Source organism: Xaviernesmea rhizosphaerae (assembly GCF_001938945.1).
GTDB lineage: Bacteria > Pseudomonadota > Alphaproteobacteria > Rhizobiales > Rhizobiaceae > Xaviernesmea > Xaviernesmea rhizosphaerae.
Map to the genome: position 1 here is coordinate 1 of NZ_MKIO01000016.1, position 21384 is coordinate 21384.

Genomic DNA, 21384 nt, shown 5'->3' on the forward strand with positions numbered 1-21384 from the left:
AGGTCCGCGTTCTATGGCTTGCGCCAAGGCTGCCCGCTGATCGTCATTCAGCAGCGAGGGCTTGCCGGGAGCTTTGCCATTAATCAGACCGTCGGTACCTCGATCATTGAAGCGGACTACCCAGTCCCGCACGATCTGAACTGTAACGCTGCCGAGCCGCGCGGCGTCAGCCCGGGAACCACCATCATAGATTGATGCGAGGGCGAGAAGACGGCGAGCCTGGTCGGCATCCTTTGTCTGCCGAGCCAGACGTCGCAACCCATGCCCGTCATAGTCTGACCGCAACGAAATCGCCGAACCCATCGCAAACATCCTGTTTGCGCCATCGATTCAGATTCGTCGCCTTTTGGGAATCCCGAGAGTCGGCATCATTGAGGGTTGGTATCAGTCGGGTCCGCGCCGATTTGATCCTTGCCAGCTCTCCCGGAACCTGATCCTTTCGGGAGGACTGGCTGATCCGCAAGGCTGGCGCAAGCGGTCATTCGGATTGAAACGGGGGGAGGGCATTCATGGTCAGAGGAATGCTTGCGCTGACGGTGCTGCTTTTCGCGTGCCTGCAGGCGGAGGCAGGCCGGGGTGCCTGTGGCGGATCGGTTGCCTGTCCGGTCCCGGGCGGGGACTATCGCATCGTCGTGCCGGCGGGAGAGGCCAAAGGCGCCTATGTCTATTTTCACGGCTATATGGGGTCCGCCGAGGACCAGATGCGGCAGACCACGCTTGTCGACACCGTGCTTGCGCATCATCTCGCCTTCGTCGCGCTTGATGGCTATCAGGGGAGCTGGTCGGTGCGCGGCGGGCCTGAGAAGAGCCGGGACGATCTGGCCTATCTGCGCCATGTGCTTGCGGACCTCGGCCGCAGCCACAGTTTTCGGCCTGCCAATACGCTGATCGGCGGTTTTTCCCTGGGGGCCTCCATGGCCTGGTATGCGGCCTGCGACGAAGGGGGCCGCTTTGCCGGGATGCTCACCTTTTCCGGCGTGTTCTGGGATCCGCTGCCCCGGCCCACCGACTGCACCGCCGCCCTGCCGCCGATGATCCATGTGCATGGCCGGGCGGATGGAACCTTTCCGCTGGCGGGCCGGGCGATCGGCGCCTCTCACCACCAGGGCGATACGTTCAAGAGCATCGCGCTCTATCGCCAGAGGGCGGCTTGCGACGCGCCGGTACCGCGCAGGCCGCTGGTCGCCGATCTCGATTGCACCGTCGCCTCAGGCTGCAGGCGCGGCGACAGCATGCTCTGCCTGCATGCGGGCGGGCATGTCGTGCGGGTCAGCGATCTCGACGCGGCACTGACGGCGCTCGGCTATCCGGTGGCGCGCTAGGCGCCGCCCGACCAGACGAGGCCGGACCAGCAGAGACTGCGCCTGCGCATCGGAAAGCAATGCCGCGGTCGATTGCGATCTCTGCTGGCCAAGGCGGCGGAGGCCGGAGACCGGCTCCCTGGGGGCATAATCCGACCAGGGTGACAGGCTTCACGTAAAAAGGCTTGTGAGCCGCCGATCTCAGTCAATCCGACCGGATCGCGCCCCGGAGCATCGGACTGAAGATCACACGCACAGTACACGACACAAAGGTTCGCGCGCTGTGTCGGCCCCCTCATCTGCCTACCGGCATCTTCTCCCCGCGGGGGAGAAGAGACCCAGTCGGCAGCACGGAACACCAATCCAGCCCTTGGGAAAATCATGCACAAACTGAATTTTCTTATGGGTGGAGGCGCGGCGCCGCCGTACGTCTCTTCTCCACATCGGGGAGAAGGGGGCCCAAAGGGGCGAATAAAGGTGCCGGCTAGGGTCGCAAATCATGGTGTTGTGTCCTGTGGATCATGCGCCGTCCGATGCTCCAGGATTTTGTTTTTGCATCGGATTTATCCGAAAGCCGGTTCCCGCTTTTCGGTCCGATGTTCCAAGCGTAAGGGGTCAGGCGCTGGGCTGCATCTGCGCTGCGCGGCGGATGCTGCGCAGAAGCCGGTCTTCCCGCTTGAGGCTGCCGCGCACCATGCCGACATGGGACAGGCCGACATGGTCGCCGGTCTGCCCGAGAGCCTGGGCCAGCGCCAGAATGAAGAAATCGCGCTGGGCATTGCTGCCGCCGATCTTCGGCAGGTTCAGCATCATTCGGTCGAGCATCTGCCGGTCGGCCGGCGCGCCCATGCCGGCCAGCATGCGTGCCAGCGGAATGCCGATCTCGGAAGCGACACGGGCCTGGTCGTCGCTGCCCAGCGCCTTGGCCTCGATCTCGACGACAAGCGCTTGCGCGGCCTGCTGATCGCCGATGGCGACCAGGGCGGCGAGGGTGTGCAGGGCGGCGAAAATCAGGGTCGTGTCGGTCTGCCGGCCGCGCGCCACGGCGGAGAGCTCTTCCCAACGGCGGCCGACATGGACGCCCATCCGGTTCAGCCGCCAGAGCAGCGAGACGGCATTGGCCATGTCGCGGAAGTCGTCGGTCTGCTGCGGGCGAACCTCGTCGTCATAAAGCTCCAGCACGCGGGCATGGTCGCCGCGTTCGAGATGAAGCAGGGCCAGATGCCAGGCCATGTGGAAGGAGAAATTGTTGCAGCGGGACCAGGCGCCGCGGCTGTCTTCCAGCCAGTCTATGCCGCGCTGCGTGTCGGCGCGCATCTCATGGACATGGCTGACGGCATGCAGGCCCCAGGAATCATCCGGCTGGAGCGAAACGGCCCGCTCGCCTGCCTTCAGGGCATCGTCATAATGGCCGGCCTCTTCGAGCGCGAAGGCGAGGCAGCCCTGGATGAAGCCGGTTGCCGGCCCGTTCTGCGGCGCGGCCCCGGCGGCGCGCCTAGCCGAGGCGAGCATGCCGGCCCGGTCGCCTGTCATGAAGCGCAGGGCATGGGCGATCTTGAAGGGCAGGAAGGTCGCGGGCCGGTCGGCGAACCCCGTTTCCAGCACGCTGACAGCGGCGTGAAACGCGCCGGCGCAGGCCTCTTCCAGCGCCGCGACGAGAACCTGCTCGTCGCGCGTGCCGCCATCGCGCCGGGTGAGGGCGCGCGCCGCATCAGCCAGCGCGCCGGCGGCCACGGGCTTCAGTTCCGCGCGGGCGAGGATCAGATTGGCAAAGCCCTTCAGCGCATGCGCGGCGACATGATCCGGATCGGCCGCCAGCGCCGCCGAGAGCGCGATGCCCGTGCTCGGCCGGTGGGTGGCCAGACCGTAGACGGCATTCTCGAAAGCCCGGCAGGCTTCATGACTGCCGGTGCTCGTCATGAGGTCATAGGCATCCTGTCTCATCGCACGCTCCCGAAAACGGGCCGGCTCGCTTTGCCGGCGGTTACAAAAGGGGATACGGGCGCACGGGCCGCTTCGTTACAGGCGGCAGCCTTTGAGAGGGGAATTTGCGGGCTTTGGACCATCGGGCGAAAAGCGGCAGCCGGCTTGCGGAAAATCCGCTGCAGGAACGAGACGGCGGAGCATGGGACCGCGGATGGTCTTCAGGCCGGTTCTTCACAGGACACGACGCATTTGATTTGCGGTTTCGGTACGTCTCTTTCGCCTCTTGAAGCGAAGGTTGCGGAAGCGTTTGATCAAGGGCGAAAACCTCTCCGCCGTCATGCTCGGGCTTGTCCCGAGCATCTGCAACGCTTTGATTTTGTTGATGTCGGCAGATCCTCGGGACAAGCCCGAGGATGACGACGAGGAGAGGCTCAGCCTCAAAAAATGCGTTGTGCGGAAGTGCGCCGACCGACCTGATGCTACGGCGTATGCAGCCGCTAGAACACTCGCGTCGTGTACCGTGCCGATTCTCAAGGGAAATCGATCAACGGCCTGTAACGAAAGGCGATTTGCCGGCGTAGAAGCGCAGCGCATGCTGTTCGCGCCGACCAGCTTTTATCGTCCCCAGCTTCCTGGGGGCGCTTTCCCGAAACACGGAAATTTGAAATCATTGCCGACGGCCGTAACAAAAGCCCGCAGGGCAACGTAGAAGGATCGATATCATTGGTCAGCCGGGATCGGGAGGCGCAATGGGCGGAGTGGATGCGCGCCGGCATCCGTGGGGATAGCCAGGCCTATCACCGTTTTCTCGCGGATGTGACGCCCTATCTTCGCGCTGCGGCGCGGCGTGGCTGTGCCCGCGCCAGCGTGCCGGTGAGCGAGGCCGAGGATGTGGTGCAGGACGTGCTGATCGCGCTGCATCTCAAGCGCGGCAGCTGGGATCCCGCCCGTCCGCTCGGCCCTTGGCTGCAGGTGATCCTGCGCCACAAGCTGATCGACGCCTTCCGCCGGCGGGGGCGCACGGCCAGTGTCGCGATCGACGATTTTGCCGAGCTCATCGCCGCGCCGCAGGACGAGGCGATCGACGACCGCCGCGATGCCATGCGCCTGCTGCGGCAGTTGAAAGAGGGCCAGCAGGAGATCGTCCGGTCGATTTCGCTGGAAGGACAGGATGTGCGCGAGACGGCGCAGAGATTGAACATGACGGAAGGGGCGGTGCGGGTCGCGCTGCATCGTGCGTTGAAGACGCTGGCCCGTCTGTATCATGGAGGACAAAATGAAAACGGATGAACTCCTGACCCTGCTCAGCGCCGACACGGCGCCGGTGCGCCCCCTGCGGCGCATGCTGTCCGTCGCGCTCGCCATCGGCTTCCTCGTCTCGGCGCTGGTGATGATCGCGACGGTCGGGATGCGTCCGGATCTGGCCGTCGCCATGATCGAGCCGCGCGTTGTGGCCAAGCTTTCGGTGACCCTGCTGGCGGCGGCAAGCTCGGCCGTTCTCGTGTTTCGCATCGGGCGCCCTGGCGTGCCGCTTGGCAGGACGCTGCGCGCACTGCTGCTGCCGGCTGCCCTCCTGGCGGCTGCCGTCGCCATCGAACTTTCGGTGCTGCCCCCCGACCATTGGAAGGCGAGCCTGATCGGCCGCAACGCGCTGTTCTGCCTGTTCTTTATCCCGGTTCTCTCGGCCGTGCCGCTGATCGGCTTCCTCTGGGCGATGCGCGCCGGCGCGCCGGAGCGGCCGGGCTGGGCCGGTGCTGCCTGCGGGTTCAGCGCCGCGTCCATGGCCGCCTTCATCTATGCCTTCCACTGCCCCGACGACAGCCCGCTCTTCGTGATGACCTGGTATGTGATCGCAATCGGCCTGGTGACGCTCACAGGCGCGGCCGCCGGCCGCCGCCTGCTCAGGTGGTAGGCGACGCGGCGGTCTTCGGCGGGCGATCCGCTGCTTTATCGCTCGAAAGGTTCGCCGAGGGACGCGACGCCGTTCAGCTTCAACAGCCGCTTGTTGGCCGAGATGATGCCCAGCACGATGATGGTGACGAGATAGGGCAGGCTGGACAGGAATTGCGACGGCAGCTCGACCCCCGTCGCCTGGGCCGCGAGGCTCATCAGCGAGACGGCCCCGAACAGGCAGGCGCCGAGGAAGATGCGGCCCGTCAGCCAGGTGCCGAAGACGACGAGGGCAATCGCGATCCAGCCGCGGCCGGCAATCATGCCGTCGGCCCAGAGCGGAGTATAGACCACGGAGGCATAGGCGCCGGCAAAGCCGGCAAGCAGGCCGCCAAAGGCGATCGCCGCCACGCGCACGGCGATGACGGGATAGCCGATCGCATGCGCGGCCTTCGGGTTTTCGCCGACGGCGCGGAGGACAAGGCCGGTCTTGGAGAAGGCGAAACCTGCCCAGATCATGAGCGTCAGCAGCAGCGACAGCCAGACGACGACATCCTGCACGAACAGGCCGCCGATCACGGGCAGATCGGAAAGGCCGGGCAAAGCGAGCTTCGGCAGGCCCTTCACCGTCAGGCTCTCATAGGTCTTGCCGAAGAGGGCCGAGAGGCCCTGGCCGAGAATGCCGATGGCAAGGCCCGTTGCCACCTGGTTGGCGCGAAAGCCGAGCGCGACCAGGGCGAAGACCAGCGAGAGGAGGACGCTGGCGAGGCCGGCGGCGGCGAAGGCGAGCATGTGACCGCCGCCATGATAGACCACGATGAAGGCGATAACCGCGCCGAGCGCCATCAGGCCTTCGACGCCGAGGTTCAAAACGCCGGCGCGTTCGACGACGAGCTCGCCAAGCGCTGCCAGCAGGAAGGGGGTCGCCGCCGCCAGCATGCCTGAGAGAATGAAATCCACCGCGTTCATGCCGGCCTCCGGTCTGCGGCTTTCGGCCATTCCAAGCGATAGCGGATGAAGGCGACGGCGATCAGATAAGCGATCAACAGGCTGCCCTGGAAGACGCGCACCGCTGCGATCGGCAGTTCGGCCGAGACCATGGCATTGTCGCCGCCGATATAGATGGCGGCCATGACGAGCGCGGAGACGATGATGCCGAGCGGATGCAGGCCGCCGAGATAGGCGACGATGATCGCGGCATAGCCATAGCCAGTCGAAATCGAGCGCTGCAGCTGCCCGAGCGGGCCCGCGACCTCCGCCGCACCCGCAAGGCCTGCCGCGAAGCCACCGATCAAGAGCGACAGCCAGATCGCGCGGCCCTCGCTGAAGCCGGCATAGCCGGCCGCGCGCGGCGCGAGGCCGCCAACCTGCAGCTTGTAGCCCATGAAACTCTTCTGCATGAAGACATAGGCCGCAAGCGACAACAGGATCGTCAGCGGGAAGGACCAGTTGACGCGGGTGCCGTCGATCAGGATCGGCACCATGGCGTCATACTGGAACATCACCGATTGCGGGAAATTGAAACCGGCAGGGTCCTTCCACGGGCCGAGCAGCAGGTAGTTCAGCACCTGCGTGGCCACCAGGCTCAGCATCAGCGAGACCAGGATCTCGTTGGCATTGAGACGCACGCGCCAGAAGGCGGTAATCGCGGCCCAGAGCGCCCCGCCGATCGCGCCCGACAGCAGCATGGCCGGCCAGATCCAGCCGCCGGTCGCCTCCGGATACCAGACGGGCAGGGCGGAGGCGAAGATGGCGCCGAGGATGAACTGTCCCTCCGCGCCGATGTTGAAGACTTTGGCGCGGAAGCCGATGGCGAGCCCCTGCGCGATCAGCAGCAGCGGGCCCATCTTCAGCAGCACCTCTGAAAAGGAGGCCCAGGAGAGGAAAGGTTCCAGCAGCATGGCGTGGAAGACGGCGCCGGGGCTTTTGCCCATCACGGCATAGAGGGCGAGATTGAGCAGCGTGGCGATGGCGAGCGCGGCAAGCGGGGCGAGCACGGTGGCCGACAGCGAGGCCCTCTCGCGGCGCACCAGATGGGGGAAAGCGCTCATGCCGAAACCTCCGCGGGGGATGTGGCTGTGCCATGGCCTGCGGGTTGCGCGCCGATCATGTAGCGGCCGATCTCTTCCACCCGTGTCTCCCGGGTGACGAGCGAGGGGCTGAGTTCACCTGCATGCAGCACCTGGATGCGGTCGCAGATCTCGAACAGCTCCTCGATCTCCTCGGAAACGACCAGGATCGCCATGCCGGCATTGCGCAGCGCGATGAGGCGCTGGCGGATGGCGGTGGCCGCGCCGATATCCACGCCCCAGGTGGGCTGGGCGACGAAGAGCAGTTTCGGCGCCAGCATGATCTCGCGCCCGACGATGAATTTCTGCAGATTGCCACCCGAAAGCGCGCCGGCTTCCGCCTCCGGGCCCGGCGTGCGCACGTCGAAATCGCGGATGCAGGTCTCAGCGAAAGCCTTCGCTCCGGCGCGGTCGATGAGACCCTGTTTCAGCAGGCCGAGCGGGTGGGCGGTAAGCAGGCCGTTCAGCACGAGCGAGAGTTCCGGCACAGCGCCACGCCCCAGCCGATCTTCCGGCACGAAGGCGAAGCCGAGACGGCGGCGGGCGGCGGCATCGAGCCGGCCGACATCCTGCCCCATCATGAAGATTCTGTCCCGAGCCTCGCGCCCGAGGCGGGTCTCTCCCGAGATGATGGCGGAAAGCTCCGCCTGGCCATTGCCGGAAATGCCGGCGATGCCGAGGATCTCGCCGGCCTTCACCTCCAGCGTCACCCGCTTGAGCGCCACCGCGAAAGGATCGTCCGGCCGATGGTCTAGGCCGATCAGTTCCAGGCGCTTCTCTCCGGTCTCGACGGACGCGGCCGGGGTGATCTCCGGCATGTCGCGGCCGATCATCATGCGGGCGAGGTCGTGGGCGTCATGTTCGCGCGGGTCCACATGGCCGGTGACCCGGCCGGCACGCAGGATGGTGGCGCGGTCGCAGATCGCGCGGATTTCCTCCAGCTTGTGGGAAATAAACAGGATGGAAACGCCGCCTTCGCGCAGGCGCTTCAGCGTCTCGAACAGTTTCTCCACAGATTGCGGCGGCAGCACCGATGTCGGCTCGTCGAGGATGATCAGCTTCGGATCGGTCATCAGGCAGCGGATGATCTCCACCCGCTGCCGCTCGCCGACCGAGAGCGCATGCACATCAGCGAGCGGATCGACCTCCAGGCCGAAATCGCGCCCGAGCGTGCGCACGCGTTCGATCAGCTCGCGCTTCTTGCCCGGCACGACGAGCGCGATGTTTTCCACCACCGTCAAGGTTTCGAAGAGCGAGAAATGCTGGAAGACCATGCCGATGCCCTGGCGGCGGGCCTCGGCCGGCGAGGTGAGCCGGATGGGCGCGCCCTGCCATGTCACCGTGCCCTCGTCCGGTGTCTCCACACCATAGATCAGCTTCATCAGCGTGGATTTGCCCGCGCCGTTTTCGCCGAGGATGGCATGGATCGAACGCTCCGCCACGTCCAGATCAATGCCCTGATTGGCACGGATCTGGCCGTAGCTTTTCGACAGGCCGCGAAGCGAGAGCAGCGGTGGGGTCATCGGCGCAAGATCACTTCGGCAGCGGCGTGGTCACGCCCTTGACGTGCCAGTTCATGGCGACGATCTCGGGATCGGTCAGCGTCTTGCCGGCGGCTACGCCCTCGGAACCATCGGCCTTGGTGATCGGGCCGGTGAAGGGCGAGACGCTGCCGGCGGCGATCTTCGCCTCCGTGTCCTTGATCTTCGTCATGGTGTCGGCGGGGATGGCCGGGTTCCAGTCCACCACCTCGACCACCTTGTCGGACATGCCGAGGAAGGCATTGGCGCCCTTGAAGCTGCCGGCGACATGGGCGTCGACCGAGGCCTTGAAGAAGGGCGACCAGTCGGTGGCCACGCAGCCGAGATAGGTCTTGGGCGCGTAGCTCTTCATCGAGGAGTTCAGGTTGAAGGCATAGACGCCGGCTTCCTCGCAGGCCGCAATCACCGAGGGCGTATCCTGCGCGTTGGAGAAGATCACGTCGCAGCCCTGCGCCATCAGCGCCTTGGCGGCCTCCTGCTCCTTGGCCGGATCGAACCAGGAGTTCACCCAGACGACGGAGACCTCGATATCCGGCTTCACGGCCTGGGCGCCCAGCGCGAAGGCGTTGATGGAGGTGATGAGCTCGGGAATCGCGAAGGCCGAAACGGAGCCGAGCTTGCCGGATTTCGTCAGCGCGGCGGCGGCCATGCCCATCAGATAGGTGCCCTGGAAATACTTGGCGGCAAAGGGCGAGAAGTTCGGCGCGACCTGGAAGCCCGATGCGTGCAGCACGGTCACGTCTTTGTTGCGCCGGGCGATCTGCAGCGCGCCGTTCTGATAGCCGAAGGAGCCGGCGATCAGGAACTTGTTTCCGTCGGCCACCGCCTTGTTCATGATCCGGTCGGCGTCGGGGCCTTCCGGGATGTTTTCCAGAATGGTGATCTTCACCTTGTCGCCATAGGCCGCCTTGATCGGATCGAGGCCGGCGGCCAGCGCATGGCCCCAGCCGACATCGCCGATCGGCGAGGGTACGACGAGGGCGATGCCGAGCGGCTTGTCGGCGGCGAGCGTGATGCGCGTGCCGATGGCGCTGGCGAGGCCGGAAAGCGCGACGCCCTTGAGAAGCGTGCGGCGGTTGATGGCGGTGATCATGGTGGTTCCCTCTTTTGGTCTTGTTGGTTCAGAGATCGAGTGTGGCCAGCGTCGCTTCCGCCTCGGCGAAGAGCTTCGCCTCGTCCAGGCCGGTGAATTCGCCCTTGGCCCAGACGATGCGGCCGTTGATCATGGTCATATCGGTAGGCGCGCCGATGCCGACCTTGGCGATCAGGCTCAAGGGATCGTGGCGCGTGCCGACATAATCCATGCGGCGCGTGTCGATGGCGAAGAGATCGGCGGCCATGCCGGGCGCGAGCCGGCCGATATCGGTGCGGCCGAGCAGTTGCGCCCCGCCCGTCGTGGCATAGCCGAGGAAATCGGCGGGCGGCGGCACGGGATGCGAACGGGTCGAGGCGACCAGGCATTGCAGCATGTAGGCCGAGTGGATGCAGTGCATGAGATTGGAATTGTCGTTCGACGCCGCGCCATCGCAGCCGAGCCCGATGGGCACGCCGAAAGCGCTCATGGCGGGAATGTCGGTCACCTCGGCGCCGACCAGATAGACTGGCTCCGGGCAGTGGGCCACGCCGGTGCCGGAGGCGGCCAGGGTGCGAAGCTCGTCGTGGGTCAGCTCCCAGCAATGGGCGTAGAAGGTGTCCGGCCCGGCAAAGCCCATCTCGTGCAGGTAATCGACGGTGCGCAGGCCGTGGCGGGCGAGGATGACGGGGCTTTCGCCCTCGCCGACATGGGTGTGGAGGCGCACGCCCTTGTCTCGGGCAAGGCGCACCGATTCCACGAAGGTCTCGCGATAGGCGTTGACGGGCTGGCAGGGCGCCACCACCACCTGGCGCAGGCTGAAAGGCGCGGCGTCGTGATAGGCGTCGATGAGGCGCGCGCAATCGGCGATGAACTCGTCCGTCGTCTCGCGCATTTCGTCGGGAATGGTGGAGCCTTCCGACTTCGGCAGCGAATTGCCGCCGCGACCGGCGTGAAAGCGCATGCCAAAGAGGTCGGCCGCCTCGAACTGCCGGTCGATCAGCCGCTTTCCGGCATGGCGCGGGAAATTATACTGGTGGTCGAAGGCCGTGGTGCAGCCATGCTTGATCATTTCGGCCATGGCCGTGACCGAGGAATGGTAGAAGCAATCCTCCGTCAGCCGCGCGAAGATCGGGTAGATCCGGTCGAGCCACTCGATGACCGAGAGCTTCGTCCAGTCGAGATCGGCGCGGTTGCGCACGAAGCACTGGAAGAAGTGGTGGTGGGTGTTGACGAGGCCGGGATAGACGAACCAGCCGGTGGCGTCCGTCACCTGCGTGCCCTCTGGCAAAGGGCCTGCGGCGAGACCCTCGCCGATCGCCTTGATCGCCGGTCCTTCCGTCAGGAGATCGACATTGCGGCGGACCGTCATGCCGGTGCCGTCATCGACGATCACGGCGGCGCAGTTTTTCAGGAGGTGGCCGGCCATCGCGTCAAGCCTCCGCTGTCGCTGGTGCTTCATGCGGATCGGGCTTCAGCTCGTGCAGGCGGTGAATCCCCGGCATTTCGATGAAGCCCTCCAGCGCCCGCACCGCGCGCATCCACAGGCGGATCGACGGATAGGCATCGAGCGAGACGCCGCCATCCGGGGCGAGCGCGACATAGGGGAAGCAGGCGATATCGGCGACGGTCGGCCTGTTGCCGACCAGGAAAGCCTCGCCCTTCAGCCGCTGCTCGAACAGGGCGGCTTCCAGCTCGCGCAGCGCCGCGATGCCGGAGGCGCGTAAGCCTGCGAGATCGCCGGGCCTGTGCAGCATCTCATGCAGCCGCGCACCGCCAAGGCTGGCGGTCAGCCGGGCGGAGAAGGCGAGCCATTGCTGGATGCGCGCGCTTTCCGCCGGCTTGCCGGAGCCGAGGAAAGCCGGCGCCGCCTTGCTGGCGAGGTAGACGAGAATGGCGGCGGATTCGGTGAGGATCAGGTCGCCGTCGGCATCGGGCGCAACGAGGATCGGGATGGAGCCAGCCGGGTTCAGCGCCAGGAGCTCGGGGCCACGATGCTCGACGCCGGGGTGGAAATCGACAGGGCGCAGCGCCAGCCTGACCCCTGCCAGTGCCGCCATCAGGCGCGCCTTGTAGCAGCTCGGCGAGAGAATATAGTCGTACAGAACCGGGGATGGGGAGGTCATTGGGCCACCAGTTGCGCGCCATAGGTAAAGCCATGGCGTTTCAGCCAGCGGCGATAGGCGACGGAGGTGAGATCGGCGCGTGTCGGGATTTCCATGCCGGGATCGAGCGGCAGCCGGCGCGGGATCTGGTTTTCGAGAATCGAGCGGTCCTGCAGGAAGATCATCTGCTGGAAATGGATGAGATCGGTCATCGGCGTGTCGTCATCGTAAAGCGCCATCCACGGCCAGACATCGCAGAGCTCTTCCGTCAGCGGCTGGACGAACAGGGTGATTACATCCCATTCGCCCGGGCGCGGCGGGCAGGTCTTGTAGAGCACGGAGCAGGTCGGGGCCGGCACCCGGTACATATACTCCGTGGTGATGCCGCCGCTGGCGGATTTGGCGGCCTGCGGCTGGTAGAATTTCACCTGCGTCGCCCAGACCTCGTCGGCCTCCTCGCGGATCTCGACCTTGTAGCTCTCCACTTCCGTATGCGGCTCGGCGCCCAGAATGTCGGTATGGACGAAAGGGAAATGGGCGATATCAAGAAAATTCTCGACCGCGCGCAGCGGCGAGCAGCGCACGCGCACCACGCCGACATCCACCAGGCGCCGACCGGGATGCTCGGCTTCCGGAATGTCGAAGAGCGGCCTGGCAGGCTGTCCGAGAGAGGACCAGACATGGCCATAGCGTTCGGTGACGGGCAGGGGATGGCCCGCGGTAGTCGCGACCTTGGCCCGCCCGTCGGCACCCAGCGAGACGCGGATGGTCTCACCCATCAGCAGGGTCTCGCGGCCCTCGGGCAGAAGCTGGCTCAAAAGGCCGACGGGATACCACTCGTCGATCATGGCGTCGCGGCTCATGCGGCCTCTCCTGTGATGGTCGCTGTCTCGGCCTGGCGGCGCAGTCCTTCCAGCGCGCGCGACGCCGCGATCTTCCCGGCGTCCGCGGCGCCGGATGCAATCAGCAGATGGACGAGCAGAACGCCCTCTTCGCCCGAAGACGCCAGCAACAGGCGTGCCGTCACGCCGCCGATCGTCCCGTCGATCACACTGCCATCGAGCGTGCCGCCAAGGCTCGCCGCCAGCCGCGCGGGCGAAGCCGCGACCGTGACGCTGCGCAGGCCGAGAAAGCCGTCATGGGCCGGAACCGCACCCGCTTCCTGGCTCGCCGTGACCCAGACGATGCCGTCGCGCTCGGCGGCGCGATAGGTCGCCACGCGGATCGTCTCCGGCGGTGTGAGCGCGGGATGAGCGGGGATGGCGAGACAGCGCCCGCTCTTGCCGTAGCGCCAGCCATGATAGATGCAGGACAGCGCCTCGCCGCGCACGAACCCATGGGACAGGCGCATGCCGCGATGCGGACAGCGATCGGCCACGGCGGACACCGTGCCATCCTGCGCCCGCCAGACGGCCAGCGCCGCATCGGCAAGACGCGCGGGGATAACCGATGCCGCCGGCAGATCCGCCGAAAGGGCGACCGGTGTCCAGACGAGGGCTGACTCCAGAGGCATCATGAACTTTCAAACAATAACAGATGGTTACGCAGGCTCCTGCACCGCCGGCGGGCAGAGTCTGCCTGCGGTGCGACGCTAAATTTGCATAAATTTTCTGCAGGCGCAATGATGGCTAATAATTGCGCATAGACCTTTTCCAAGCCGACTTGTGGTAGTCCCCCAGCATCCTCGCGACCTGTTCTATGTGAAGCTGCTATATGAAAACGAAGGACTAACCGATACCCTATTCCAGACATTGCTGATCGACATCGCAAGCTCCGGGCGCCCGCCGCGCGTATTGGGCGGTATGAAGGGTTAAAACATGGAAGTTCGCCAACTTCGGTATTTCGTAGCGGTTGCAACCGAGCGTAATTTTTCGCGTGCTGCCAAGCTCCTGCACATTGCCCAGCCACCCCTCAGCCGGCAGATACAACAGCTCGAGGAGGAGCTGGCTGTCATCCTGATTGATCGCACGAAGCGGCCTCTGACCCTCACGCAGGCGGGAGGCTTTTTCCTGGAGCAGGCATCCCAGATCCTAAGGCGACTTGAGCATGTGCGCGATCAGACGCAGAGGATCGGAAAATCGCAGCGTGAGCGCTTCGTCATCGGATGCGTCGGCTCGACGCTCTACGGAGGCATTCCCGATCTCGTTCGGCGGATGCGCCAGCACTGGCCCGATCTCGACATCGAGATCCGCGAAATGATGTCCACCGAGCAGATCGTGGCGCTCAAGGAGCGCCATATCGATATCGGTTTCGGTCGGGTGCGCTTCAACGACAAGGAGGTGGAGCGCCTGACACTCCGGGACGAGCGGCTGGTCGTCGCTCTGCCGCTTGGCCATCCCAGGGCTGGCGAGACAGAGCCGATGGCGCTTCGCGATCTCGCCGGAGAGACGCTGATCGTCTACCCCTCCATGCCCCGACCGAGCTTCGCGGACGAGGTCCTCAACCTTTTCGAGGAGATCCGGGTGCGCCTTCAGGGCATCGAAGAAGTGCGCGAGATCCAGACGGCACTGGGCATGGTGGCGGCTGGCGCCGGCATATGCATCATCCCGGCAGCCTCCCAACGTCAGCGCCCGGATGATGTCGTCTACCGCATGGTCGCGGATGAAAACGCCACCTCGCCCATCATCATGAGCTACCGGCGAGACGATGTCCGCGGCCGGACAGAGGCGATCAAACAGCTCATTCGCGAGATGTATGCGGATAATCCCCCTTGGCTCCAGCTATCCAGTGTGCGCCTCGACAAGGACGATACCTGAGGCATTTCCGGATGTCGGCAGTCACGGGCTAAAGAGCGTCCGGTCGCACGCTATACCGGAAAGGTATGAATTGATACTTGAACGGTTCTGGCTGGAAGCACGCTCCGGCGCTAGCATGTCAGCCGGTGAGGAGACCGAACGGCCCCGGCGCAAACCCGGCGGAAGACGGTATAATTGTCCTCGCCCTGACGGCAAAAGGGAGGAAAAGCGTGCCGGAAACCCAACTCCTTCAACAGGAACACTTGGACGGTCACGTCTATGAAGGGGGCTGGAGACCCTCGACGTTCGTTCGTGATGTCTGTGAGCCCGCGACGGGCAGAAAACTTGCGAGCGTCGGCATGGCAACCCCGCAGGAGGTGAGCCGTGCGGCGGAGGCGGCCCGGCACGCGCAGCCGGCCTGGGCCGAAACCAGCTATGAGCGACGCGCCGAAGTTCTTCGCGCCGCCGCGCGCATTGCGGAAGTCCATTCCGATGAGATCGCCAACTGGCTGGTGCGCGAATCCGGTTCCGTTCATCCGAAGGCTCATTTCGAAGTGGCGCTGACGATCAAGGCGCTCTACGAGGCCGCGGCCATGCCCTCCCAGGCAACGGGCCAGGTTCTGCCCTCTGCACCGGGCCGCATCAGCATCGCCCGTCGTCGGCCGATCGGCGTTATCGGTGTCATCTCGCCCTTCAACTTTCCGCTCTATCTGGCCATGCGGGCGGTTGCGCCGGCCATCGCCGTCGGCAATGCCGTCGTGCTGAAACCGGATCCCCGCACGTCCATCAGCGGTGGTCAGGTCATCGCGCGCCTCTTCGAGATGGCCGGCCTGCCCACCGGCTGCCTGTCCGTTCTTCCGGGAGACGGCGCGGCAGGGGCGGCTTTGTGCGAAGATCGCAACATCGGCATGATCCAGTTCACCGGCTCGACGGCCGCCGGCCGCAAGGTGGGTGAAACCGCCAGCCGAAATCTCAAGAAGGTTTCGCTGGAACTCGGCGGCAAGAACTCCTTCGTCGTGCTGGACGATGCCGATCTTGACCTTGCGGTGAAGAATGCAGTCTGGAGCGTTTACCTGCACCAGGGCCAGATCTGCATGTCTGCAGGGCGCGTCCTCGTCCACTCTGCGGTTGCCGCAGAGTTTACCCGTCGCCTGACCGCGCATGCGCGCAGTCTGCCCGTCGGCGACCCCGCCTCCGGTCAGGTCGCGCTGGGCCCGCTCATCAATCAGGTGCAGGTCGATCACGCCCTGAAGGCCGTGTCCGCTGCCGTGGAGGCAGGGGCCATTTTGGAGACCGGCGGCAAGAGCAACGGTCTGTTCTTTGAGCCGACGGTGCTCACCGGCGTAAAGCCCGGCAATCCCGCCTTCGAGGAGGAGATCTTCGGTCCCGTCGCCGTCGTCACCACCTTCGATACGGATGACGAAGCGGCCGCACTCGTCAACGCAACGGATTACGGCCTGTCGGCCGCCATCGTCTCACGCTCGGTCGGCCGGGCGATGGCGCTTGGCGAGAAGCTTCGCGTCGGGCTGCTGCACATCAACGATTCCACAGTCAACGACGAGGTCGTCAATCCCTTCGGCGGCGTCGGCGCATCCGGGAACGGAACCAGCATCGGCGGCCCCGCCAATTGGGAAGAATTCACGCAATGGCAATGGGTCACGGTCAAGTCCGAAGCGCCCGCCTATCCCCTGTAAGGTCAAGAGAGATGAACCAGACTTTCCGCTGCACCGAAATCACCGCCGCCGTGACCCGGGCACAAGGCGCGCCTTTCACGCTGGAAAAAGGGCGCATCCGGGCGCCCGAGGGCACAGAAGTGCTCGTGCGCATCGTCGCCACCGGCCTTTGCCACACCGACCTGATCGTGCGCGACCAGTATTATCCGGTTCCGCTTCCTGCCGTGCTCGGCCATGAAGGGGCCGGCATCATCGAAGCGGTCGGCCCGAACGTCGCGACCTTGCAGACAGGAGATCACGTCGTTCTCACCTTCGGCTCCTGCGGCCATTGCGACCTCTGTGCGCAGGGTCATGTCTGCTACTGCCAGAACTTCTTCGGCCTCAACTTCGGCGGCGCCGACAAGGACGGCAAGACCGCCATCGAGGACATGGATGGCAAGCCGCTGCACGACCACTTCTTCGCCCAGTCCTCCTTTGCGACCTATGCCATTGCAACCGAAAGCAATACGGTGAAGGTGCCGAAGGATGCCCCTCTGGAGATGCTGGGCCCGCTCGGATGCGGCATCCAGACGGGCGCAGGGGCGGTGATGAACTCGCTGAAGGTTGGGCCGGGAACCGCTTTCGCAAGCTTTGGCGCCGGCGCCGTCGGCCTGAGCTCCGTGATGGCGGCAAAAGCGGTGGGCGCCACGACCATCATCGCTGTCGATGTCGTGGCATCGCGGCTTGAACTCGCACAGGAACTGGGCGCCACCCATGTGGTGAACAGCCGCGAGCAGGATATGGTCGAGGCCGTCCGGAACATCACCGGCGGCGGCGTGGATTTCGCTCTGGAAACCACCGGGCGTGCCGAGGTTCTGGCACAGGCGATCGAATGCCTCGGCTCGCTCGGCACGATTGGCGTCATCGGCGCACCGAAACTCGGCACCAAGGCCGAATTCGACATCAACAACCTGCTCCTGCTGGGGCGCAGCATTCGCGGCATCGTTGAAGGCGACAGCGTTCCGCAGATCTTCATACCGCAGCTCATCGAACTCAACCGCCAGGGACGTTTTCCCTTCGACAAGCTGATCAAGTTCTATCCGTTCGACAAGATCAACGAGGCGGTGAAGGACAGCGAAAGTGGCGTGACTCTCAAGGCTGTCCTGAAGATCGGGGACATCCCGGCATAATGACCTCCCCATCCTGTCGGCGGGATCCGACGATCTTCGCCGCAGGATGGGGCTGCGGTGCCAATAGGTCCATGCGTCGTTGAGAACGGTGCCATGCGGCCCGGACGGTGGCACCTCCAGCGAAAGAAGCATAGCGATTAATGACCCAATGTGATGACCTGACCATAGAAACCCGTTCCGGCCCGGTTAAGGGGCAAAGCCGTGACGGCGTGCGCACCTGGTTTGGCGTTCCTTACGCCGCAGCGCCCGTGGGGGCATTGCGTTTTCGAGCGCCGGAACCACCTTCTGCCTGGGAAGGCGTGCGGGACGCCGACAGCTTTGGCCCGCTGCCTCTTCAGAAAAGAGGCTTCGAGCCCATCGGGGGCGCGGGCGCAACCACGCCAATGTCCGAAGACTGCCTGACGCTCAACATATCGGCCCCGCTAAAGATTTCGGGCAAGTTGAAGCCCGTCGTCGTCTGGATCTATGGCGGTGGCTTCACGCTGGGCGGCTCCCGTTCACCGCTCTATCGCGGCAATCATCTTGTCGAGGACGGCGACGTCGTCTATGTCAGCTTCAACTATCGGCTCGGCCTCTTCGGCTTTGCCGACTTCAGCCGTTGGGGGATGCCCGGATCTCCCATCGACACCAACCTGGGTCTGCGCGACCAGATCGCTGCATTGACATGGGTTCAGCAAAATATCACGGCGTTTGGCGGCGATCCTGACCGTGTGACGATTTTCGGCCAGTCCGCCGGCGCGGCCTGTGTCACCTACCTGATGTGCGTTCCGGCCGCCCAAGGCCTGTTCCACCGCGCCTTCGCCATGAGCCCGTCGGCGCTGAGCGTCTATGGCAGCGACCGCCATGCCCTTTTCGCCCGCGATCTGGTCAGCCTTCTGGGTGTCGACCCCGACAACTGCGAGGCCACGAACCATGCGTTGAAGACTGAGGATGGCGCACGCCTGATCGAGGCGGCCAGCCAATACTATTACGGCATCGCGCCGGACAAATATCCGGGCATGCTGCCCTCTTCGCCGGTCATCGACGGCAATATCCTGCCCAAGCATCCGATCGAAGCCTTCCAGGAAGGCTCGGCCATGAAGATTCCTCTCGTCATCGGAACCATGTCTCGGGAAGGCGCCATGCTGGACAAGGCGCTGCCTGTTATTTCCACAAGGGTAAGCCGGCTGGAAGCCATGTTTGCCGAGACGGCCACCGGCAGTTTTCGAGATCGCATCGCAGATGTCTATCGAGGCTTTCCGTCGAAGAAACGCGCCATCGATATCGGCGGCGACTTCACCTTCTGGCTCCCTGCTCTGCAAATTGCAGAGGGCCATTCCAAGCATGCCGATTGCTGGTTCTACCGTTTCGACTATGCGACCCCGCTGACGCGCCTCGTCTTTAGCGAGGCAACCCACGGCCTTGATCTGCCGATGGTGTTTGGTACGACGGGAGAAGGCGAACTGGGCCGCCTCGATCTGTTTTCTCGCCGCAGATCGAAAGCTGTCGGCCACCGCTTTCGCACCCTTTTTACCGAATTTGCACATGGCAAGAGCCCGGACTGGGAGCGCTATGACACAGCCACCCGCATGACCAGGATCGTTGACCATCAGGATCGCACCGAGGGCGACCCGCGGCAGGAGCGGCGCCTTGCCTGGGGAACTTATCGCGGCCCCGCCTGAAGCGAGCTCACAGCTGCGGCCTGCCTGGAAGGCTCAAAGTCACTCCGTCTCCGTGCCCAAAAAACCAGAGAGCGCTTGATTGAACCGCTCTGCGGATTCGATGTTGACGATGTGGCGGCCCGGCAGGCTGAGGTGACATCCATTAGCAACGCCTCTTGCGATCCTTTCAAGATCCGACGGAGGGCATACCGGGTCGTCCGCGCCGGAAATAGCCAGCAGAGGGCAGGAGATCGAAGAAAGGCTTTCGTGGAAATCCGCGTCGGCAAGGGCAGCGCATCCTCCGACATAGCCGTCGATCGACGTCGCCTGGAAGGCTGCAACACACGCCTCGATCACGTCCGGCGCTTCGGCGACAAAAGCAGGCGTAAACCAGCGCTCCACCGTTCCCGCCAGCAAGGGGGTAAGGCCAAGGGCGGAAACGGCCTTCATGCGCTCGGTCCAGGATTGCGTCGTGCCGATCCGCGCTGCCGTGGCGCAGAGCACCATCTTGTCGAAGCGGTGTGCCGCATTGAGTGCCAGCCACTGTCCCACCAGCCCGCCGATGGAGAGGCCGCAGAAATGCGCCCGTTCTATCCCGAGATGGTCCATCAAATGCAGGACATCCGCACCGAGATCGGCCATGGAAAACGGCGGTGGCGGCGAAGACGAGAGGCCATGGCCGCGCCGGTCGTAGCGCAGGATGTGGAACTGCTCTTTCAGCGCCTCGGCCTGCCGGTCCCACATGGCAAGGTCGGTGCCGAGCGAGTTGCAGAAGACAAGCCACGCCTTGTCATGGCCGCTTGCATCGACGCGGTAGTGCAAACGATGATGCGGTCGTTCCAGATACGGCATTTGCGTGACTTTCGAAAAGAGACGGAAGAGAGGAGGCCCGGGCGCCGGGCCTCCCTGGTGGTCTTGTTACGCCGGCGCGAGTTCGCGAGCGGCCTTGCGCGTGCTGAGCACGGAATATGCGGTCATGGCGAAAGTGGAGACGACCGCTGGGATGGCAAACAGCATGAAGTTCTGCTGGAGCGGCAGTTCTTGCGCGAGCAGATAGCCGCCGAAGGTCGGACCGACGATCGCGCCGATCCGGCCGACCCCGGACGCCCATCCAAGGCCGGTCGAGCGTATGGAAAGGCCGTAGAGCTGCGCGACGCTGGCATAAAGAAGGATCTGCGTGCCGATCGTCGTGGCACCTGCCACGAAGACGCTGAGGAATAGCAGGCTGGCCGGCAGGCCTGTCCCGATGAGCGCAATCGAAACAGCGGCCGCGGCAAAAAAGCAAACCACGACCTTTGGCAGACCGAATCGGTCTCCCAGACGTCCGCCAGCAATGGCCCCGACCATGCCACCGAAGTTCAGCGAGAATAGGCTGAGCAGACTTGCTCTCTCGGCATATCCCGCTTCCTGGAGAACCTTCGGCAGCCAGGACGACAGGAGATAGACGAGCAGCAGGCAGCAGAAGAAGGAGACCCATACCATGGCCGTGCGGCTGCCGCGATCCTGCCGGAACAGTTCTGCCACCGAAGCCGACGTGACTTTCGTTTCGGTGAAGACGAGCCGGTCGCCGTCGCCGATTGGCTGAGCCGGATAGAGCTTGGCGTAAATCGCCCGCGCCTCCGTCTGTCGGTTCTGGCGGACCAGGAAACCGAGCGATTCCGGCAGTTGCCACAGGATGAAGGGCAGGATGGCGAGCGGGATTGCCGCAACAAAGAACATCCACTGCCAGCCGAAGGCGGGAATGATGGTGATCCCGAGGCTTGCCGCCACCATGCCGCCAATCGAATAGCCCGAGAACATCAGGGCGACCATCGTGCTGCGCAACCGCTTCGGCGCATATTCATTCATGAGCGCCACCGCGTTTGGCATCAGCCCGCCGCAGCCGAGCCCGGCCAGGAAGCGAAGGATTTCGAACTGTTGCGGCGACTGGGCAAAGCCGGTGGTGATCGTTGCCGTGGTGAACAGCAGGAAACTGATGGCAATGCCTTTCTTTCGGCCGAACTTGTCTGCAAGCGGGCCGAAGATCAGCGCGCCGAACATCATGCCGAACAGCGCCCAGGCTTGCAGTGCGCCGGCCTGAGGCTTGGTCAGTCCCCATTCGGCGATCAGCTTCGGCAGCACGGTGCCGGCCACGAAGACGTCGTAGCCGTCGACAATGAGCAGCAGCCCGCATAGGCCGACAATCTTCCACTGGAAACGCTCGAACGGCCCCACGTCTATGGCTTCATTGATATCGATCGTGCGCATGGTCACTCCTCCCAAG

General features: G+C 64.6%; 19 protein-coding genes. 7 read left to right on the top strand and 12 right to left on the bottom strand.

The genetic code is table 11. The features are described 5' to 3' along the window. A partial coding sequence (locus BJF92_RS24855; protein ID WP_425356437.1) for a helix-turn-helix domain-containing protein occupies nucleotides 1-312 on the bottom strand: 312 nt, incomplete at its 3' end. 197 nt (nucleotides 313-509) lie between these two features. Between BJF92_RS24855 and BJF92_RS00800 the strand changes: the two genes are divergently transcribed. Further along, complete coding sequence (locus BJF92_RS00800) at nucleotides 510-1322, top strand: CE1 family esterase (RefSeq protein ID WP_075632875.1); 813 nt, start codon at nucleotides 510-512, stop codon at nucleotides 1320-1322. 594 nt (nucleotides 1323-1916) lie between these two features. Here the strand turns inward: BJF92_RS00800 and BJF92_RS00805 are convergent. Beyond that, complete coding sequence (locus BJF92_RS00805) at nucleotides 1917-3245, bottom strand: tetratricopeptide repeat protein (RefSeq protein ID WP_075632876.1); 1329 nt, start codon at nucleotides 3243-3245, stop codon at nucleotides 1917-1919. Between the two features lie 705 nt (nucleotides 3246-3950). Between BJF92_RS00805 and BJF92_RS00810 the strand changes: the two genes are divergently transcribed. Next, nucleotides 3951-4517, top strand: a complete 567-nt coding sequence (locus BJF92_RS00810; protein WP_075632877.1) for a sigma-70 family RNA polymerase sigma factor — start codon at nucleotides 3951-3953, stop codon at nucleotides 4515-4517. Then, nucleotides 4504-5139 carry an NrsF family protein gene (locus BJF92_RS00815; protein ID WP_075632878.1) on the top strand — a complete coding sequence of 212 codons (636 nt, stop codon included), beginning with the start codon at nucleotides 4504-4506 and terminating at the stop codon, nucleotides 5137-5139. Before BJF92_RS00810 ends, BJF92_RS00815 begins: the two co-directional genes overlap by 14 nt. A gap of 35 nt (nucleotides 5140-5174) precedes the next feature. On the opposite strand, the gene BJF92_RS00820 is transcribed toward BJF92_RS00815, so the two are convergent. The 8 genes from BJF92_RS00820 to BJF92_RS00855 are packed head-to-tail and all read right to left on the bottom strand — an operon-like array spanning nucleotide 5175 to nucleotide 13417. Then, the gene (locus BJF92_RS00820; protein WP_075632879.1) at nucleotides 5175-6086 is read right to left on the bottom strand and encodes an ABC transporter permease; all 912 of its coding nucleotides are present in this window, start codon (nucleotides 6084-6086) and stop codon (nucleotides 5175-5177) included. Beyond that, nucleotides 6083-7168 (bottom strand): ABC transporter permease, encoded by a 1086-nt coding sequence (locus tag BJF92_RS00825; protein WP_075632880.1) that lies wholly within the window; start codon nucleotides 7166-7168, stop codon nucleotides 6083-6085. The genes BJF92_RS00820 and BJF92_RS00825 overlap by 4 nt, the downstream gene beginning before the upstream one ends. Then, nucleotides 7165-8709: an ABC transporter ATP-binding protein gene (locus tag BJF92_RS00830; protein WP_075632881.1), complete on the bottom strand. Its 1545-nt coding sequence runs from the start codon at nucleotides 8707-8709 to the stop codon at nucleotides 7165-7167. The genes BJF92_RS00825 and BJF92_RS00830 overlap by 4 nt, the downstream gene beginning before the upstream one ends. Nucleotides 8710-8719: 10 nt before the next feature. Next, a complete protein-coding gene (locus BJF92_RS00835) occupies nucleotides 8720-9817 on the bottom strand; it encodes a BMP family ABC transporter substrate-binding protein (protein WP_198931515.1) in 1098 nt (365 codons plus the stop codon). A 31-nt stretch (nucleotides 9818-9848) separates the two neighbouring features. Continuing rightward, nucleotides 9849-11228 carry an amidohydrolase gene (locus BJF92_RS00840; protein ID WP_075632883.1) on the bottom strand — a complete coding sequence of 460 codons (1380 nt, stop codon included), beginning with the start codon at nucleotides 11226-11228 and terminating at the stop codon, nucleotides 9849-9851. A 4-nt stretch (nucleotides 11229-11232) separates the two neighbouring features. Further along, the gene (locus BJF92_RS00845; protein ID WP_075632884.1) at nucleotides 11233-11925 is read right to left on the bottom strand and encodes a glutathione S-transferase family protein; all 693 of its coding nucleotides are present in this window, start codon (nucleotides 11923-11925) and stop codon (nucleotides 11233-11235) included. Next, entirely contained in the window at nucleotides 11922-12767 is an 846-nt protein-coding gene (locus tag BJF92_RS00850) for an aromatic ring-hydroxylating oxygenase subunit alpha (RefSeq protein ID WP_075632885.1), read from the bottom strand. Before BJF92_RS00850 ends, BJF92_RS00845 begins: the two co-directional genes overlap by 4 nt. After that, the gene (locus BJF92_RS00855) at nucleotides 12764-13417 is read right to left on the bottom strand and encodes a Rieske (2Fe-2S) protein (RefSeq protein WP_075632904.1); all 654 of its coding nucleotides are present in this window, start codon (nucleotides 13415-13417) and stop codon (nucleotides 12764-12766) included. Before BJF92_RS00855 ends, BJF92_RS00850 begins: the two co-directional genes overlap by 4 nt. A gap of 304 nt (nucleotides 13418-13721) precedes the next feature. Between BJF92_RS00855 and BJF92_RS00860 the strand changes: the two genes are divergently transcribed. From BJF92_RS00860 to BJF92_RS00875, 4 genes are all read left to right on the top strand, one after another. Next, nucleotides 13722-14660: a LysR family transcriptional regulator gene (locus BJF92_RS00860; RefSeq protein WP_075632886.1), complete on the top strand. Its 939-nt coding sequence runs from the start codon at nucleotides 13722-13724 to the stop codon at nucleotides 14658-14660. Between the two features lie 209 nt (nucleotides 14661-14869). After that, the gene (locus BJF92_RS00865; protein ID WP_075632887.1) at nucleotides 14870-16333 is read left to right on the top strand and encodes a benzaldehyde dehydrogenase; all 1464 of its coding nucleotides are present in this window, start codon (nucleotides 14870-14872) and stop codon (nucleotides 16331-16333) included. Nucleotides 16334-16344: 11 nt separating this feature from the next. After that, nucleotides 16345-17481, top strand: a complete 1137-nt coding sequence (locus BJF92_RS00870; protein WP_075632888.1) for an NAD(P)-dependent alcohol dehydrogenase — start codon at nucleotides 16345-16347, stop codon at nucleotides 17479-17481. A 140-nt stretch (nucleotides 17482-17621) separates the two neighbouring features. Further along, nucleotides 17622-19142 (top strand): carboxylesterase/lipase family protein, encoded by a 1521-nt coding sequence (locus tag BJF92_RS00875; protein ID WP_075632889.1) that lies wholly within the window; start codon nucleotides 17622-17624, stop codon nucleotides 19140-19142. A 39-nt stretch (nucleotides 19143-19181) separates the two neighbouring features. Here BJF92_RS00875 and pcaD read toward each other — a convergent pair whose 3' ends face one another. Together pcaD and BJF92_RS00885 are read right to left on the bottom strand one after the other, a co-directional pair. Then, nucleotides 19182-19973 (bottom strand): 3-oxoadipate enol-lactonase, encoded by a 792-nt coding sequence (gene pcaD, locus BJF92_RS00880; RefSeq protein WP_075632890.1) that lies wholly within the window; start codon nucleotides 19971-19973, stop codon nucleotides 19182-19184. Between the two features lie 66 nt (nucleotides 19974-20039). Next, nucleotides 20040-21368: an MFS transporter gene (locus tag BJF92_RS00885; protein ID WP_075632891.1), complete on the bottom strand. Its 1329-nt coding sequence runs from the start codon at nucleotides 21366-21368 to the stop codon at nucleotides 20040-20042. Between the last annotated feature and the right edge of the window lie 16 nt (nucleotides 21369-21384).

What these genes read in the sequence shown, in the direction of transcription:
- BJF92_RS00800 (WP_075632875.1), top strand. Translation starts at nt 510, where the DNA reads ATGGTCAGAGGAATGCTTGCGCTGACGGTGCTGCTTTTCGCGTGCCTG.
- BJF92_RS00805 (WP_075632876.1), bottom strand. Translation starts at nt 3,245, where the DNA reads ATGAGACAGGATGCCTATGACCTCATGACGAGCACCGGCAGTCATGAA.
- BJF92_RS00815 (WP_075632878.1), top strand. Translation starts at nt 4,504, where the DNA reads ATGAAAACGGATGAACTCCTGACCCTGCTCAGCGCCGACACGGCGCCG.
- BJF92_RS00820 (WP_075632879.1), bottom strand. Translation starts at nt 6,086, where the DNA reads ATGAACGCGGTGGATTTCATTCTCTCAGGCATGCTGGCGGCGGCGACC.
- BJF92_RS00825 (WP_075632880.1), bottom strand. Translation starts at nt 7,168, where the DNA reads ATGAGCGCTTTCCCCCATCTGGTGCGCCGCGAGAGGGCCTCGCTGTCG.
- BJF92_RS00830 (WP_075632881.1), bottom strand. Translation starts at nt 8,709, where the DNA reads ATGACCCCACCGCTGCTCTCGCTTCGCGGCCTGTCGAAAAGCTACGGC.
- BJF92_RS00840 (WP_075632883.1), bottom strand. Translation starts at nt 11,228, where the DNA reads ATGGCCGGCCACCTCCTGAAAAACTGCGCCGCCGTGATCGTCGATGAC.
- BJF92_RS00845 (WP_075632884.1), bottom strand. Translation starts at nt 11,925, where the DNA reads ATGACCTCCCCATCCCCGGTTCTGTACGACTATATTCTCTCGCCGAGC.
- BJF92_RS00850 (WP_075632885.1), bottom strand. Translation starts at nt 12,767, where the DNA reads ATGAGCCGCGACGCCATGATCGACGAGTGGTATCCCGTCGGCCTTTTG.
- BJF92_RS00855 (WP_075632904.1), bottom strand. Translation starts at nt 13,417, where the DNA reads ATGCCTCTGGAGTCAGCCCTCGTCTGGACACCGGTCGCCCTTTCGGCG.
- BJF92_RS00860 (WP_075632886.1), top strand. Translation starts at nt 13,722, where the DNA reads ATGGAAGTTCGCCAACTTCGGTATTTCGTAGCGGTTGCAACCGAGCGT.
- BJF92_RS00870 (WP_075632888.1), top strand. Translation starts at nt 16,345, where the DNA reads ATGAACCAGACTTTCCGCTGCACCGAAATCACCGCCGCCGTGACCCGG.
- BJF92_RS00875 (WP_075632889.1), top strand. Translation starts at nt 17,622, where the DNA reads ATGACCCAATGTGATGACCTGACCATAGAAACCCGTTCCGGCCCGGTT.
- pcaD (WP_075632890.1), bottom strand. Translation starts at nt 19,973, where the DNA reads ATGCCGTATCTGGAACGACCGCATCATCGTTTGCACTACCGCGTCGAT.
- BJF92_RS00885 (WP_075632891.1), bottom strand. Translation starts at nt 21,368, where the DNA reads ATGCGCACGATCGATATCAATGAAGCCATAGACGTGGGGCCGTTCGAG.